The organism is Spirosoma radiotolerans, assembly GCF_000974425.1.
Classification (GTDB): Bacteria; Bacteroidota; Bacteroidia; order Cytophagales; family Spirosomataceae; genus Spirosoma; species Spirosoma radiotolerans.
The window spans coordinates 5,849,782-5,863,782 of sequence record NZ_CP010429.1 but is presented as its reverse complement, the minus strand read 5'-3'; the positions used below and the strand labels follow the sequence as shown (position 1 = coordinate 5,863,782).

The window sequence follows — 14,001 nt, the reverse complement described above, 5'->3', positions numbered from 1 at the left end:
TACTTTCGGCTATGCTCTATTCGCCTGACCAAACTGCTCACCTGCCTGCTGACGGGTTCCGGTATTTGCTCACATCGCTCAGCGATCACGTGCTAACCATTACCTTAAACAGGCCCGAAAAAAAGAACGCGCTTCATCCGCCGATGCTCGCTGAATTGGCTTTTGCATTGGCATACGCGCAGTATACGACTGAGGTTTGGCTCGTGGTGCTGGCGGCTACGGGGAATACATTCTGTGCGGGAATGGATTTGAAAAGCCTGTCAACGGGCGATATTGAACCCATTTCGGTGCCTGAGCCATCGGGACCGGTTCGGCTGGGCGAGCTCATGGCCAGTTTTCACAAACCCAGTATTGCCCGCGTGCAGGGGTCGGTTTATGCTGGTGGTTTCCTGTTGGTAGCCACAAGCACATACGTCGTAGCGGCTGAGTCGGCTACGTTTAGCCTACCAGAAGTAAAACGGGGCTTGTTTCCTTTTCAGGTGCTAGCGGTGTTGCTCCCTATAATGCCCGCTCGCACCGCTCTTGATCTTTGCCTGCGGGCTAAAACGCTCTCTGCATCAGAAGCCTTGACGCTTGGCCTGGCAACAACCGTTGTGCCTGCCAACGCTTTAGACGGTGCCGTCGTCAGCTTGGCGGATGAGCTAAAACAGTTTTCACCTACGGCCATGCAGTTTGGTTTGCGCGCTTATCAACAACTAAAAGACCTGCCATCCAGTGAACAGCAGGCCTTTTTGTATAATCAGTTTATGCAGCTGCAGCAAACGCCCGATGCAAAAGAAGGCATGGCGGCTTTTCTGGAAAAACGCCCGCCGAAGTGGTCGGGAAGCTGATTAAGGCTTTGGCAAATCCGGGCAATTGTCTTTCCGGCGCGTGTCGATAATAGATTGAATTTTCCAGTTGCCGTTTACTTTCACAAGGGTGAAGGCATTGACACCACAATGGCTTTTCTGATCCTTCAAATAAAAGACATAGGGCGTCCAGGCCGTAGCCAGCTCCGCATCGATTTTAATATCCATGGCGGACAGACGCTCGTCAAGCGTAAAGGCTGGATACTTCACCACCGAAGCCGCAAACTTGTTCAGGTCCTCGGTGCGTACCGACACATCTCCTTCTTTATTCTTGGCGATAGTCTGTAGAGAGCCACCAGGCAAAAACGTATTTTTAATCTGCGTCGAGTCACCTTTACGCATGCCATCGAACATCAGTTTGATGGTTGTGCGCACGGCGGCTTCGTCTGTAGATGTTTGCGCGAAAGCCGAAAGACTAGCCAGTAGAAGGAGTAGTGTTTTCATTGGAAGGATGGAACGCCGATTCTTATGATTTTTAAGATTTGCGCTGATAAAAGCATATCAACTCTTAAAAATCACAAGAATTGGCGTTTCATTACGGGTTAAATGTACTGATTCACAATCATTTCGTACAATTCCTGTTTGCCGCTCAATTGCTTCGGCTCACCGTTGGTCAACGCGTACTGGCGCAGGTCTTCAAGGGTTAATTCGCCTTTCTCAAAGCGGGCACCCTCGCCTGAATCGTAGCTGGCATACCGCTCAGACCGTAATTTCTTGTACTGCGATTTAGCCAGAATAGCTTCGGCGGCAATGGCGGCCCGGGCAAAGGTGTCCATACCACCGATGTGCGCAATGAAAATATCGTCCAGATCCGTTGAGTTCCGGCGCGTTTTGGCATCGAAGTTAACCCCGCCTGATTTCAGTCCACCTGCTTCCAGAATGACCAGCATAGCCTCGGTCAATTCATATACATCCACCGGGAACTGGTCGGTATCCCAGCCGTTCTGGTAATCACCCCGGTTTGCGTCGATGCTGCCGAGCATGTTGTTATCGGCGGCCACTTGTAATTCATGCGCAAACGTGTGATTGGCCAGTGTTGCGTGGTTTGTTTCGATATTCAGTTCAAAATCATCCTGCAAGCCAAACCGATTCAGGAAGCCAACGACGGTAGCCGCGTCGAAGTCGTACTGGTGTTTGGTCGGCTCCATCGGTTTCGGCTCAATATAGAACGCTCCTTTGAACCCTTGCTTGCGGGCGTAATCACGGCTGATTTGCAGGAATTTGCCTAAGTGCTCCTGTTCGCGCTTCATGTTGGTGTTCAGCAGCGACATGTACCCTTCGCGACCTCCCCAGAACGTATACCCAGCACCACCCAGCTCAATCGTTGCATCAATGGCGTTTTTTACTTGCCAGCCGCCGTGGGCCAGTACGTGAAAATCCGGGTTAGTCGATGCGCCGTTCATGTAGCGCTCGTGCGAGAACAGATTGGCTGTTCCCCATAACAATTTTACACCACTGGCGGCTTGTTTCTGCTTGGCATAGTCGACAATGGCGCGGAAGTTTTTCTCGAATTCGGCGTTTGAGTTCCCTTCTGGTGCCACATCGACATCGTGGAAGCAATAAAATTCCATGCCAATTTTCGTGATAAACTCGAACGCTGCGTCCATTTTATCATGAGCCGCTGCCAACCGATCAGGGTTCTCATCCCACGGAAAGTGTTTAACGCCAGGGCCAAAGGGGTCGGCACCGGTGCCACAGAAGGTATGCCAGTAGGCGGTTGCGAACCGGAAAATATCCTTCATGGGTTTGCCCAAAATGAGCCGGTTCGCATCGTAGAATTTAAACGCCATTGGGTTATCGGACTCGCGGCCTTCGTAAGCAATGGGCTTCTCTATGGATGGAAAATACGTTTTCTCGCCGAGGGTTAATTTAACGTCAGACATGAAAATGGAAATTAAGGTAATAGGTAAGATAAAAGAAAACCAAAGATAGTTTCTCCTTATTCAGTAGCAAAGCCTTTCGCTCATATGGTCAGCTTACTTCACTTCTACGGACTGCCCGGTGCTGGTAACGGCTTTGCCTTTCTCAAAGGACAGATCGATTCGGCCGAGGTTGATACCCGCAAATCCAACCTGGTTGATCCAGACGGGTTGCCCGTTGAGGTTGTTGACCGCCACCGGAGCATCCAGGAACGTATGGGTGTGACCACCAATGATCAGATCGATATGCTGCGTTTTGGCGGCCAGGACGTTGTCGGAAACAGTAGGTTCGCCCGTGTATTTGAACCCAAGATGCGACAGGCAAACGACGTAATCGCATTTCTTGTCGCTGCGCAGTTTGGCGGCCGTGTCGTTGCCAATCTCAATCGGGTCGAGGTATTTCGTCTCCTTGTAGGCATCGCGCGGAATCAGGCCTTCGGGCTTGATTCCCAGCCCAAACACACCAATGCGAATGCCGTCTTTCTCGAAAACTTTATAGGGCGTTGTCATGCCATCCATCACGGTATTTTTAAAATCGTAGTTGGCAATCAGCATGGGGAAACGGGCCTTGCCAAACTGCGTGACCATGTTGTCGATACCGCCATCGAAATCGTGGTTGCCAATGGTGCCTGCATCGTAGCCAAGTCTATTCATGGCCAGGATTTCGGGTTCACCCTTATAAACGTTAAAATATGGTGTTCCCTGAAAAATGTCGCCCGCATCAAACAGCAACACGTTTCGAGGGCGGCCATCCACTTGCTCACTCCGGATTTTCTGGATAAGGGTCGCCCGTCGGGCAACACCGCCTTTGCCGGCATTCCGGCTCCCATCCATCGGAAACGGATCCAGCCGACTGTGTACGTCGTTGGTATGCAGAATGGTCAGCGATGTCCATTTACTACGTCCAACCGCTGTGGCCAGACTGTCAGGCGTAACGGAGCCAACAACAGCGGCTGTACCTAATAATTTCAGAAACTGGCGCCTATTCGATGCTAATGCGTCCATCAGAAACGGGATTAATGGGTTGTCCGGTTTTGCCCTGTTCCCGAAAATAGTCGATCAGGGCATCACGCATGAGGTAGTTGATATTTTCACTTTTGATGGGGTTCTTCAAAAAGCCGGCGTCATCGCCCCCATTGGCCACGTAATCGCTCATGACAACGGTATACGTCTCATCGGGCTGGAGCGTTCGCCCATTCGTAAACGTAACAGATTGTACCTGTTCATCGTGAATTTTAGCCCGTAGACCACCCACCACCAATTTATTTCCTTTGGCAAAATGATTCAGCATTTGCCGGAGCATATCGCCTTTAACGGTCAACACGATCAACTGATTATCGAATGGCATCACCTCGAAAATTGAGCCGGTTGTAATGTTGCCCTCCGGCAGATTACTACGAATACCGCCAAAGTTGAGGTGCGAGCAATCGATGGGTTTACCATACCGCTGGCTAGCCTGTTTGAGTAGCGCATCGGTCAACAAATCGTTGAGTGGGGCTTCTGGCTGGCCTTTTTCAATGCGTCCGCTTGAGCGCGCCAATACCTCGTTCATGGTCTTTTCGAGGCCCTGCCGATAAGGCTTCAGGAAATTGGCAACGCTGCTGTCGGTCTGAGCCGTCACCGAATCCACGCCAATCCGTTCGGCCGTTCGGTTGGTTAGGTGATAGCTTGGGTTACAGGCTGACAGGGCGGCCAGGACCAGTATCAGTATGTGTTTTTTCATATGGGTAGCAAGTTCGGAAACTCTGAGCAATGATGTGTTAACAAATCATTAGAAACCCAGGCTTACTGGCCAGTCGGGTATATTCTCCGCGCCGTTTGGCCTAATTGAGGTTCGTGCCTTGTAAGGGGATGAGGGTGTGTTCAGGCTTGTAGGCCACTTTACGAACACGGCTAAATCCGCCAAGACTAACTTGCAGATTGATCAGCCCACCCGAAATGGTATCGGTAGAGAGTAAGGGGCTGTAAGAAACTTTGGTGCGTACAAACCAAAAGCTGTCTTCTGAATGATCGGCCTTAGGCGTGTTATTTCCCAGCTTAATATCCAGTATCAGACCAGCCGTTGGCGCATGATTGAACAGCGACAAACCCTTATACCGTTCGTCGTTCTGGTCGCGTGGGGCCAGGTCAAGCAACCGATAGCCAACATACGGAATCAGCCGCTGATGGGGCGAATTGGTCAGAATATGGCCCAAGCCTACTTCAAATAAGCTTGATGTAACCTTCATGTCGTCCACCCAGGTTTGACTGCCATGCGAGAAGCCTGATCGGAGTGTGCCGTTATATAAAGTTGGATGGAGCAGGAGCACTGTTCGCCGAAACGTAACGTCTAACCCGAAAACAACCCCAGCTGCCGGGTTAATGGTTTGCGTGACGGGGCCGGTCGGCAAAAAACCGCCCACGCCCACAAACATCCCAAAACCGACATTGGATGAGAGAAACGTCGTTACCAGATCGGGCGTGTCATACAGGCGCTGAGCCACTTTTAGCTGCCATTGTTTTAGGATTGGCAAATCGTCGCCACCACCCGTTTCAGCCCGGAATCTGTTGACTTCGGCACCCAATTCAGCATTGGTCAGGTACTCGATTTGAGTGGCCTGTTGCTTAAAATGGCGATCAGCCCGAAGGGCGATCAGTTTCGCTTTCATCAGCCGCGTATGTACTTCGACCAAATCGAACAAAACCTGGTTATAAGCCAGTGTACGCTCGTTGCGAGCCGTTTCCGACACCCACGACAGGTTGCGGAACATCAGGCAAAAGGCATCAATGGCAGGCTGGCTCCATACCGAGGTGGGGCGAACTTCATAACCAATCTGGTAATGAAAATCTGAGCCACCTAATCCTGGTTGGGTTGGGGAGTGAAAATCAGTGAGTTGTAGCCGTCTGGAAGCGCTCCAGTGCAGCGTATCAATTGTCGCCTGCGCCGAGCCGAGCAGGGGTGACAATAGCAGCACGAGGAGCAGACGGTTCATGTCGAGTAATGTTTCCTGGGGTCAATACTAACAAATTTAACGCAAAAAAGCGCGACCCTTTTTTCCGAGGTCGCGCTCACTGAGATAGGATGTATGATGTAGGGTATATGATATAGGGCGTACATCATATGCCCTATATCATACATCATCTAGTACCGATACATTTCTGATTTGAATGGACCCTGAACCGATACACCGATGTAATCGGCCTGATCTTGTGCCAGTGATTCCAGTTTTGCGCCTACGTGAGCCAGGTGAAGCGAGGCTACTTTCTCATCGAGAATTTTGGGTAGCACATACACCTTGTTTTCGTATTTGTCGGCGTTAGCCCATAATTCCAGTTGTGCCAGCGTTTGGTTCGAGAACGAACACGACATCACAAAGGACGGGTGGCCCATAGCACAGCCCAGGTTTACCAAACGGCCTTCAGCCAGAATGATAATTTCCTTGCCGTTGATTTCGTACATATCCACTTGTGGTTTGATCTGGCTCTTCGTCTGACCGTATTTCCCGTTCAGCCACGCCATGTCAATCTCGTTGTCGAAGTGACCAATGTTGCAGACAATGGCTTTGTCGCGCATGGCTTCGAAGTGACGCTCTTTGATAATGCCTACGTTACCAGTTGCCGTTACAAAAATTTGCGCCCGGTGAACGGCTTCGTCCATTGGAAGCACTTCAAAGCCATCCATAGCTGCCTGGAGCGCACAAATGGGGTCAATTTCGGTGACCAGCACGCGGCAACCGGCACCCCGTAGCGATTCGGCAGATCCTTTGCCCACGTCACCGTAGCCAGCCACAACCGCTACTTTGCCCGCCAGCATGAGGTCGGTAGCCCGACGGATGGCGTCGACCAGCGATTCGCGGCAACCGTATTTGTTATCGAATTTAGACTTTGTTACCGAATCATTTACGTTGATGGCAGGCAAGTGCAACGTGCCGTTCTTCATGCGCTCATACAGGCGGTGAACACCGGTCGTTGTTTCCTCCGACAGGCCTCTGATGCCCTGAATCAGCTCAGGATAATCATCGAAAACCATGTTCGTTAAGTCGCCACCATCATCAAGAATCATGTTCAATGGCTGACGATCTTCGCCGAAAAACAGCGTTTGCTCGATACACCAGTTGAATTCTTCTTCATTCATTCCTTTCCAGGCATATACCGGAATACCCGCAGCCGCGATAGCCGCAGCCGCATGGTCCTGTGTCGAAAAAATATTACAGGACGACCACGTTACGTCGGCTCCCAACTCAACCAGTGTTTCAATCAGAACAGCGGTTTGAATGGTCATGTGCAGACAGCCAGCAATGCGTGCGCCCTGCAGGGGTTTCGACGGGCCATATTCGGCACGAAGGGCCATAAGTCCTGGCATTTCGGCTTCAGCCAGTTTAATTTCTTTGCGGCCCCACTCGGCCAGCGCAATGTCCTTAACTTTATAGGGGACGTAGGTTGATGTTTGCATAGTTGAACTAAAAGAAGTAACGGAGCGATTATGCGTCTGTATGAATGGCCATCCTGGCAAGGGTGACAATTTCTTAGGAAAGTGCAAAAATAAGCACAGACAGCCAGAATCCCTATCCGAATCAAAAGACTTTAGTAAGTGGCAGAGGTCTACCCCTTAAAAGCAAAAGCCTATTATAGACATTTTACGAGCGTTCACAACTTGCTCGTACGGCTTAAAATGCCACAGTAATCAGGCGCATGCGTCCACTGCCTGGTCCACTAATCCAACACATTTATCTCCTCCGGGAACGTACCGGGCATAGGTAGGCGCTTTTTCTGCAAGTCAATATAAAAAAGACGGCCGTGAGGAGTGGCCTGAGCGGTGTAAATCTCTGTCAGCGCTTCCTGCCAGAAATCGAGTAATACGTACGTGTAGCGACGCAATTGTAGGTGAATAGTAAAGACCAGACTAGCGTCACCGAAGAGTGTTTCGGTGAGCAACATGCCCGGATGTGATGACGGCAGCATCTCCGACCAGTGTTGCAACCGGGTTTGTGCCTGTTGCTTGGCTGTTCGATGCGTCTCTTTCGTAAGCAAACTTCCATTGGCTAACGCATAGGGATGGACAACGGTCAGCTGTATCGCTTCGCCTTTGTATTGGCTCATCCAATTGCGTAGAGTAAGTGCTGAATCAATTGAGCAGTCTGTCAAAAAAAGAGCCGTTTTCATAGACGAGGGTTAAACGTTTGTGGCACAAACGTAGAGGTTTCAACCAGCCCAGTGCATGATTTGTATTCGGCTGCTGGCTGATTTTTGTCAGTTGCTTTTACCAGTTGGCCCGTCGTAGCTTATCCGGCTGAAGCACCCGAATACCGGCGTTGCTCACGTCGATTAGGCCATCCTGCTTAAACTCACCGAGTGTACGGATCAGCGATTCGGTAGCCGTTCCGACGACTGCTGCCAGATCATCCCGCGACAATTGAATAGGTCCGCCCGCTAATTGCTCATGCAACCGTAGCAATGCATCCGCCACCCGACGGCGCAACGATCCGTAGGCCATTCCCAGCAACTGCTTTTCGATTTCGTCCACCCGACCCGCCAGCAACCGCACGAACTGACGGCTTACGCCGGGTTGCGCCATCAGGAGCTGTTGAAAGTCGGACTGAGGAATGTAGATCAATTCGGATTCATCCAGCGTAACAGCCGAGTCTGTATAGGGTGTATTATCGATCAAAGCCAGGTAGCCGAAAAACTCGCCCGGTCCATGCAGACCGGTTACCAATTCTTTGCCGTCGGTATTGATGCGCATGGTTTTAACGCGTCCGCTTTTAAGAAAATACAGCCGCGTCGGCTCATCGCCTTCGGTATAAATAAACTGCTTTTTGAGAACGCGGTGCGCCTTGCGGTCAACTGATAACGCCTGTAGGCCGCCCGCTGACTGGGCACTGTCTAAAAAATGGTTCAGTTCATTTGGCTGCACCCGACTGGTCGGATCGGCTGCCGTTGGCCCGACGTTCCGGAAGCGGTTTAGCCGTCCTTCTACGGCACTCAGCAACTCCGTATCATCGAAGGGCTTGGTCAGGTAATCGTCAGCGCCGAGCTCCATGCCTTTGCGAAAGTCGACCCGTTCGGATTTGGCTGTCAGGAAGATAAACGGAATGCCGCTCAGACCCGGATTGCTGTTCACGATGTGCAAAACGCCATAGCCATCCAGAACCGGCATCATGATGTCGCAAATGATCAGATCAGGGCGATTGGCTAAGGCTTGCTCAACACCCATCTTACCATTTTCGGCCGTCAGAACCCGGTAACCGGCCAGTTCCAGTATCTCTGCCGTATTCTCACGAATATCGGCGTTGTCTTCAATGAGCAGAATTGTTTTCATAAGGTAATGTCAGCGTAATGGTGGTGCCTTGGCCCAACTGGCTGGTCAGGTCGATGGTGCCACCCAGCAATTCGAGGTATTTGGCAACGATGTGCAGCCCAAGGCCTGTACCGGCAAAATTGGTAACGTTTTTCGCCCGGAAAAACCGTTCGAAGAGGTGTTTCTGGTCGTCGGACGAAATGCCGATCCCTTCGTCGCGGATGGTTATTTTCAGGGCGCTGTCCAGGCTATCCGCTTTCAGCCAGACGGACTGGTTTTCGCCCGAATATTTGATGGCGTTGGATAACAGGTTCACTAAAATCTTACGCAGCAGCGAAGGGTCGGATTGCACCGTCTCTGCACCGTTGAACGCCGTTTGAATGACCTGCCCCGCTTTTAACAAACCCTGTAAATCGGCCACTACTTCACTGACCAGCACAGGTACGCTTACGGACGACCAGTTGGCTTCCACACGCCCTTCTTCGAGCCGCCCAACCGACAGAAATTCTTCGAGAATGTCATTCAGGTGGTTAACGGAGGATTTGATGCGCTGGATATGGCGCAGCCGCTTGTCCTGCTGATCGCCACCAGGGTATTTTTCGATGAGCGAGGCTGAGGTTAGTACGGCGCTTAAGGGCGTTCTGAACTCATGAGAAGCCATGGAAACGAAGCGGGATTTAAGTTCGCCCAACTCACGTTCGGCGGCCAATGCCCTGGCCAGTTCATCTTTCGACTGCTCAAGCTGGTGGAGCGTTGCCATGAGCGCGTGCGTGCGGTCGGCGACCTTCTGCTCCAGTTGCGCGTTAAGCTGCTCGATGCGGTCTTTCTGCTCCAGCAGCGTCCGCTCGGCTTCTTTTTTGAACGTGATGTCGATGATGTAGGCAACGGCGAACAGCGCATCGTTCTGGCGATAATAACTCAGGCTGATTTCGGCCGGAAACACCGACCCGTCGCTTCGTTTGGCGTACAGATCGCGGCCGTGCCCCATGGCCCGCACCTGCGGATTAGCGTTGAATGAAGCCCTTAGTCGCTCGTGGCGGTTGACTACCGAGTCGGGAACAAGCGCTTCAATACGTAGTTCGGTCATGTCCGTGTCGTAACCAAATAGTGTCCGGGCAGAGCGGTTAGCAGAAATAATGCGCCCCTGCTCATCCGAAACGAGGATAGCTAGCGTAGCATGGGAAAAAACGGCCTCGAACGAGTCGTTGGACATACAATACGAATTTCAACGGGTAAAATTAACACGAACCGTCGTTGTTTCGACTGACAAAAATCAGTTTATCATGTGATCCGGCTCACGGGTTAGCGGCATTAACCAGCGCAACTTTACAGCGGTAAACTAATTTGTTGTCATGATATCCCCTTCTTCGTTGCTGACGCCGGTTCAGCTACCCGTGCTGCTGGTCTTTACGCCAGCGACTCTGACCCAGCGGGCCGAGGTGGACCAATTGGTAGAAAAAACCCGGTCGGTGCTTAACCCGGCCGTGCGGATTATGCGTATTACCGAAACGACTCATCCCGAAGTGGTTAGTAGTTTCGAGTTCACGGCGCAGCCCTCGTTTGTGCTGCTCCAGCGTGGACTCGAATTATGGCGGCACACGGGCAGCATTGACGGGCCGGAACTCCTTCAGCAGTTAAGTGCCCGGCTTGGGCAATCTATTTTCAGAAACCTTACCGATTAAACCCTATGAATCACACATCTCTTTGGCAATCGGATGCACTCACCTTACCTGCCTGTCGGTCGGGCTACCAGGATCAGCAACAGGCCATTGGTCGGCAAACCGAAGAAATCGACCAGCTCCAAACGCTACTGCTTGACGTCCTGAACCGTTATAACTACCGCAGTCTGCGCCACTCGGCTGTGGAATACTATCGCAAGCTGAACAATTTACGGACGCGTTTGAACTGGCTGCATCGTGACTTCGTCTGCGAGGGACTAAACTGCGGAACTGCCACACAAAACAGGGCCTGTTATGATCTGCATTTTGGTCTGTCCGTTGCGTTGGAACACCATATCACAACGGTGACGGATGAATTTGAACGGATCAAAGCCGACTGTATCCAGTTTCTGTCAGGTATGATGACGCTGAATCTGCTTTAAGGCATTCATCTCAGAAACAAGCGTCATCCCAGCGTTTCAGCTAACTTGCTTCGAGGGGGTGAAGTCTGCTAAAAGTAGGCATCAGGTAAGTGTTGGCCACAGTCACAGACTAAGCCAATCATCAGCGTTAGGCTCTCAAACCTGACGCTTTTTATTTTGTCAGTACACCATGACAGACAGGAATGCTCACTGAAGGTTGACTGGGAAATTGGTAAGTTACGAGACCCCGTCCGATAAGCAGCAGACCAACAACGACCGTAGCAACGGATAACACCCGGTTCAATCGCCTGCGACCCACTGTGGTTAACCAAGCTGCCAGGGCATTAACGCTCAGCAGGGCCGGGAGTGTACCTAGCCCGAAAAGCAGCATGTATGTAGCCCCCGCCAATGGCGTTTGTGTAGTCAGCGTTCCGGCCAGCGCTACGTACGTAAATCCGCAGGGCAACAGGCCGTTCAAAACGCCCAATCCGGCGAAACCTGCCCAGCCCGGTTGGCGCAAGTGCTGCCCAAAGGAAGTCGTTACCCAACGATTAAACCACGCCCAGCGTAATCCCGTGGCCCAACCACTTCGCCAGACCGAACCGACCAGCAGCACAATCCCGCAAAAAATGGCAAGGGGGCGTTGCCAGCCCAGCATATGCAAACCGAAACCCATTGTGCCTGCCAATGTGCCCAGCGCGCTATAGGTTGCTATGCGGCTGGCATGGTATAGGCCAATGGCTAGTCGGCGCTTCGGGTAAGGCAGGCGACCAACGGGTAAAGCCGCGACCAAAGGTCCACACATGCCCACGCAGTGCAGGCTGCTGATCAGCCCCGTCAGGAGCGCGGTAACCAGCCAGGGTGACATCGTTATATAAATAGCTGTTCTTCTGTATAATAGTCCTGCCGCCCGTCCGACCAGGTAAATTGTACCCGCCAGTACCCTTTCGCGAGCGTTTTGGTTGGAACCACCTGCCGAACCGAATGGGTCGGCACAATCGGAACCTGAAAATCTGCACGGCGGTCGGCAGGGCGATAAAACGTAATCTTGCCTTTTTTAAAGGTATCGGGCAGGACAAAAACGACCTGCTGCTGATCGGATTGATACATCATGGCGATAGAGGAGTTCGTGTGGCCCTGTCTGGTATGGTGTGCGTTACTGACTCGGTCGATGTGTTGCTGATAGGTAAGCTCGTCCTGGTAGTAGTCCTCGCGTACCAGATCGATGCGCTGGCTGCTCATCCGAAACACCATCGTGCCTATGAAACCAGCAAACAGAATGAAAACAAGTGGTATGGCTTTGCCCCAGTTCATACGCAATGAGTGAAAGAGTGAAAGTGTGAATGAGCGAAAGAACGAATGAAGGAACGACTTGTGGCAGGCGGCAGCTGGCAGCTATTCGCTCTTTCACTCATTGAATTGGTCCCAGAAAGGTTGTTTTAATGTTATCGAGTACGACACCTTCGGAAAGGACTTCGATCTCTAGATGAGTGCTGTTTTGATGGATAGCCTTTTCGGGCAGCAAGATGAATAACATACCCTTGGCCAGTTCGTCGGCGGGCACCCGCACGAGGGGTTGCACCATCTTCAACTGAGCGCCGGGATACGTCACCCGAAAGGTTACGGGTCGGGTGTGATGCGTTTTGTTCACTACTTCGACCAGATAAAGGTTCGAAATCCGTCCACCCGATTCGCGCTGAAACAACTGCCCCGGTGCCCGAAGTATGGTCGTTTCCAGATCGGTGCGCCCGGCTAGTAAATAGCCCCACACGCCCATAATCAGGAGTAGTACGAGACTGTAGGCCATCATTCGTCCCGAAAAACGCCACGGTTTACGGGTTTGAATACCCTCCAGCGAATCATGCCGGATAAGTCCCTGCGGACGACCAATTTTGTCCATTACCTCGTCGCAGGCATCGATGCAGGCGGTACAACTGATGCACTCCATTTGGATACCCTTGCGAATATCGATGCCGGTAGGGCAAACCTGTACGCAAAGTTTACAGTCGATGCAGTCTCCTTTTGGCGCAAAAGACAGGGGTTGCCATGTGTGGTTAATGGCTGTTGGCTTCTGCATCTTTCCACGTGGTTCGCCACGCCGGTCATCGTAGGCAACCACTACCGATTTTCGGTCGAGCAGGACGCCCTGCAGACGCCCATACGGGCAGATAGTGGTGCAGACAATTTCGCGCAGCCAGGCAAAAACTGCATAGAATACGCCCGTAAAGATCAGGATGGCCATCAACCCGCCGAGGTGGTTCATGGGGTCGTCGGTGATGATTTGCAGCAGCTCATCTTTCCCGATGATATACGCCAGAAACGTGTTGCTGATAACGAACGAGATCAGAAAGAAGACGGTGTATTTAGTGCCCTTCTTTAAGAGTTTCTCCGTTGTCCAGGGAGCGGCATCGAGTCGTTTACGGGTATTAGCATCTCCTTCGATTGCCGTTTCAATTTTCCGGAATACCATTTCCATGAAAACCGTCTGAGGACAGGCCCACCCACACCACACCCGGCCATAAACGACCGTAAAGAGCGAGATGAAGACGATGAACGCCAGCATTCCGATGGCCACAAGGTGGAAATCCTGTGGCCAGAACGTAACGCCGAAAAAGTTGAATTTTCGTTCCAGTACATTGAACAGAAACAGCGGTTGCCCATCGCGACTTAGGAACGGGCCGCCAAAGAACAGCGCCAGTAATACCCAGGCAACCAGCGTCCGCCAGCGGTAGTAACGACCCTTAACCACACGTGGATAAAGCCACTGCCGCTTGCCGCCCGTCATGTCAGGCTTGGGTGCATGCTTTTGCCTGTAGGCATCAACGGGTGTTTCGAAGTCGTTAAATTCCGTCGTCATGGGATTGGTCGTTGCATGAA

15 protein-coding genes are annotated in these 14,001 nt (G+C 51.8%); 3 read left to right on the top strand and 12 right to left on the bottom strand.

The window, feature by feature from the left end; genetic code table 11:
- Nucleotides 1-11: 11 nt before the first annotated feature.
- A complete protein-coding gene (locus tag SD10_RS23775) occupies nucleotides 12-830 on the top strand; it encodes an enoyl-CoA hydratase/isomerase family protein (protein ID WP_046577320.1) in 819 nt (272 codons plus the stop codon).
- On the opposite strand, the gene SD10_RS23770 is transcribed toward SD10_RS23775, so the two are convergent.
- The 9 genes from SD10_RS23770 to SD10_RS23730 all read right to left on the bottom strand — a co-directional run bounded on the left by SD10_RS23770 (nucleotide 831) and on the right by SD10_RS23730 (nucleotide 10,257).
- A complete protein-coding gene (locus SD10_RS23770) occupies nucleotides 831-1,292 on the bottom strand; it encodes a nuclear transport factor 2 family protein (protein ID WP_046577318.1) in 462 nt (153 codons plus the stop codon).
- A 98-nt stretch (nucleotides 1,293-1,390) separates the two neighbouring features.
- Nucleotides 1,391-2,731 carry a xylose isomerase gene (xylA, locus tag SD10_RS23765; protein ID WP_046577317.1) on the bottom strand — a complete coding sequence of 447 codons (1,341 nt, stop codon included), beginning with the start codon at nucleotides 2,729-2,731 and terminating at the stop codon, nucleotides 1,391-1,393.
- Between the two features lie 93 nt (nucleotides 2,732-2,824).
- The gene (locus SD10_RS23760; protein WP_046577315.1) at nucleotides 2,825-3,772 is read right to left on the bottom strand and encodes a bifunctional metallophosphatase/5'-nucleotidase; all 948 of its coding nucleotides are present in this window, start codon (nucleotides 3,770-3,772) and stop codon (nucleotides 2,825-2,827) included.
- Nucleotides 3,750-4,490, bottom strand: coding sequence for a 5'-nucleotidase C-terminal domain-containing protein (locus tag SD10_RS23755; protein WP_046577313.1), 741 nt, complete (start codon nucleotides 4,488-4,490; stop codon nucleotides 3,750-3,752). The genes SD10_RS23760 and SD10_RS23755 overlap by 23 nt, the downstream gene beginning before the upstream one ends.
- 100 nt (nucleotides 4,491-4,590) lie before the next feature.
- Nucleotides 4,591-5,739, bottom strand: coding sequence for a hypothetical protein (locus SD10_RS23750; protein ID WP_046577311.1), 1,149 nt, complete (start codon nucleotides 5,737-5,739; stop codon nucleotides 4,591-4,593).
- A gap of 149 nt (nucleotides 5,740-5,888) precedes the next feature.
- Nucleotides 5,889-7,199 (bottom strand): adenosylhomocysteinase, encoded by a 1,311-nt coding sequence (ahcY, locus tag SD10_RS23745; RefSeq protein ID WP_046577310.1) that lies wholly within the window; start codon nucleotides 7,197-7,199, stop codon nucleotides 5,889-5,891.
- Nucleotides 7,200-7,459: 260 nt separating this feature from the next.
- A complete protein-coding gene (locus SD10_RS28925) occupies nucleotides 7,460-7,909 on the bottom strand; it encodes a hypothetical protein (protein WP_052731279.1) in 450 nt (149 codons plus the stop codon).
- A gap of 97 nt (nucleotides 7,910-8,006) precedes the next feature.
- On the bottom strand, nucleotides 8,007-9,065 hold the full coding sequence (locus SD10_RS23735; RefSeq protein ID WP_046577307.1) for a response regulator: 1,059 nt from the start codon (nucleotides 9,063-9,065) through the stop codon (nucleotides 8,007-8,009).
- Entirely contained in the window at nucleotides 9,043-10,257 is a 1,215-nt protein-coding gene (locus SD10_RS23730) for a PAS domain-containing sensor histidine kinase (RefSeq protein ID WP_046577305.1), read from the bottom strand. Before SD10_RS23730 ends, SD10_RS23735 begins: the two co-directional genes overlap by 23 nt.
- A 139-nt stretch (nucleotides 10,258-10,396) precedes the next feature.
- On the opposite strand from SD10_RS23730, the gene SD10_RS23725 reads away from it, so the two are divergent.
- Nucleotides 10,397-10,726, top strand: a complete 330-nt coding sequence (locus SD10_RS23725) for a thioredoxin domain-containing protein (protein WP_046577303.1) — start codon at nucleotides 10,397-10,399, stop codon at nucleotides 10,724-10,726.
- Between the two features lie 5 nt (nucleotides 10,727-10,731).
- Nucleotides 10,732-11,145: a hypothetical protein gene (locus SD10_RS23720; protein WP_046577301.1), complete on the top strand. Its 414-nt coding sequence runs from the start codon at nucleotides 10,732-10,734 to the stop codon at nucleotides 11,143-11,145.
- A gap of 151 nt (nucleotides 11,146-11,296) precedes the next feature.
- On the opposite strand, the gene SD10_RS23715 is transcribed toward SD10_RS23720, so the two are convergent.
- The 3 genes from SD10_RS23715 to ccoG all read right to left on the bottom strand — a co-directional run bounded on the left by SD10_RS23715 (nucleotide 11,297) and on the right by ccoG (nucleotide 13,981).
- Complete coding sequence (locus SD10_RS23715) at nucleotides 11,297-11,992, bottom strand: sulfite exporter TauE/SafE family protein (protein ID WP_046577299.1); 696 nt, start codon at nucleotides 11,990-11,992, stop codon at nucleotides 11,297-11,299.
- A 2-nt stretch (nucleotides 11,993-11,994) separates the two neighbouring features.
- Nucleotides 11,995-12,438 (bottom strand): FixH family protein, encoded by a 444-nt coding sequence (locus SD10_RS23710; RefSeq protein WP_046577298.1) that lies wholly within the window; start codon nucleotides 12,436-12,438, stop codon nucleotides 11,995-11,997.
- 97 nt (nucleotides 12,439-12,535) lie between these two features.
- Nucleotides 12,536-13,981 (bottom strand): cytochrome c oxidase accessory protein CcoG, encoded by a 1,446-nt coding sequence (gene ccoG, locus SD10_RS23705; protein WP_046577296.1) that lies wholly within the window; start codon nucleotides 13,979-13,981, stop codon nucleotides 12,536-12,538.
- Between the last annotated feature and the right edge of the window lie 20 nt (nucleotides 13,982-14,001).